The sequence below is a fragment of the Mesorhizobium sp. M7A.F.Ca.US.002.01.1.1 genome, assembly GCF_004022955.1.
Classification (GTDB): Bacteria; Pseudomonadota; Alphaproteobacteria; order Rhizobiales; family Rhizobiaceae; genus Mesorhizobium; species Mesorhizobium ciceri.
The window spans coordinates 1-1,082 of sequence record NZ_RZQE01000923.1; the positions used below are offsets into that span (position 1 = coordinate 1).

The following is a 1,082-nucleotide window of genomic DNA, read 5'->3' on the forward strand; positions in this document are numbered from 1 at the left end:
GACCTATGTCGCGCTGCTCGCCGTGATGAAGGCGGGCGCTGCCTTCGTGCCGCTGGCGACCGCCTTTCCCGAGGAGCGGATGGCGCTCATCATCGAAGACGCCGGCGTCAGCCTGATCGTCACCATCGCCGCCTATGCGTCGCGCGCCGGCCAACTGCCGGTTCCGCACCTGCTGATCGACAGCACTGCCACCGAAATCACCAAACAGTCCGACGCGCCGCTGAAGCCGCATGCGAAGGCCGCTTCAGCGGACGACACCTGCTACATCCTCTACACGTCGGGCACCACCGGCAAGCCCAAGGGCGTCGTCATCAAGCACCAGAGTTTCGTCAATTTCATCCGCGTCGCCGCCGCCTCCTACGGCTACCGGCCGGGCGACCGCGTCTACCAGGGCATGACGATCGCCTTCGACTTTTCCTCCGAAGAGATCTGGGTGCCGTTCGTCGCCGGCGCAACCGTGGTGCCGGCACCCGGCCAGATGCCGCTGGTGGGCGAGGAACTCGCCGATTTCCTGCGGCTCCATGACATCACCTGCATCGCCTGCAGCCCGACGCTGCTGTCGTCGATGACATCGGATGTGCCCAGCCTGCGCACGCTGCTGGTCGGCGGCGAGGCCTGTCCGCACAATCTGGTGGTGCGCTGGTCGAAGCCGGGGCGGCAGATCCTGAACACCTATGGCCCGACCGAGGCGACCGTCACCGCCACCATGGGCGCGCTGACGCCGGACAGTCCCGTCACCATCGGCGCCCCGGCTTCGACCAGCGCACCTCGATCGTCATCCTCGACGCTTCGCTGCCGCAGCTCGCCGAACCGGGCGAACTGGGCGAGATCGGCATTGCCGGCATCGGGCTCGCGGTCGGCTATCTCAACCGGCCCGACCTGACCGAACAGAAATTCATCGCCGATTTCGTCGGCCTGCCGAACAACCCGTCCAAGCGCATCTACCGCACCGGCGACCTTGGCCGCATCAACGACCAAAGCGAGATCGAATATAACGGCCGCATCGACACCCAGGTGAAGATCCGCGGCTACCGCATCGAGCTCGGCGAGATCGAGGCGGTGCTGCTCGACCAGCCCGAGAT

Annotated in this window: 1 pseudogene; it reads left to right on the top strand. The window is 66.3% G+C overall.

Annotation, left to right across the window (positions count from 1 at the left end):
• A pseudogene (locus tag EN932_RS36765) lies at nt 1-1,082 on the top strand (amino acid adenylation domain-containing protein); the annotation flags it as partial.